The sequence below is a fragment of the Nitrincola nitratireducens genome (assembly GCF_000585235.1).
Lineage (GTDB): Bacteria > Pseudomonadota > Gammaproteobacteria > Pseudomonadales > Balneatricaceae > Nitrincola > Nitrincola alkalisediminis.
Genome location: NZ_AONB01000066.1, coordinates 1 through 650, shown reverse-complemented (window position 1 = coordinate 650; position 650 = coordinate 1). Strand labels below are relative to the sequence as shown.

Here is a 650-nt window from a genome sequence, read left to right as displayed (position 1 = left end):
TTCATCTGTTGGATTTTGATTTATTTATGGACAATGAGGCTCAGCAGCAACAGGCGGTTTGGCGTTTTGAAATGCGAGATGAAAAGCAGCCGGATGTTCGTTTAGGGAACGAGTTGCAGGTCAATTTGATCGAACTGAAAAAGGCAGATCGATTAGAGTTGAGCTCGGGGTCTTTGAGGTTTTGGATCGAGTTTTTGGAACATTGGCAGAGACTGGTTCAGATGGTGGATATACCTTATGAGCCAGTGAAAAAGGCAATGGAGCGATTGAAGATGATTAGTGCAGATGATGAAGAGCGTCGGTTGGCGTTTGTGCGTCAACGGGCGATGCATGATGAGGCGACCTTGTTGAAAGAAGCGAGAGAGGGTGGTTTTGAGCAGGGCATTGAAAAAGGCATTGAAAAAGGCATTGAGCAAGGTATAGAGCAAGGTATAGAGCAAGGCATAGCACAAGGCCTTGAAAAAGGTCGCCAAGCACAGATGAGTGAAACTGCACTTAAGCTTATCGTCCGTACCGAAATGGACGATGTGATGATTGCAGAGCTGTCAGGTTTAAGTGTGGGCCAGGTTGAACAGTTGAGGCTTAAGGCTAACCACTGATTTTTTAGTGGGGCACAAAGCCGATGGTTTAGCTTAGGCACTCTACCCACC

Annotated in this window: 1 protein-coding gene; it reads left to right on the top strand. The window is 46.5% G+C overall.

Annotated elements, in window-relative coordinates; genetic code table 11:
- On the top strand, positions 1–599 hold a 599-nt coding region (locus D791_RS18645; RefSeq protein ID WP_036515081.1), incomplete at its 5' end, for a PD-(D/E)XK nuclease family transposase.
- Positions 600–650 lie beyond the last annotated feature (51 nt).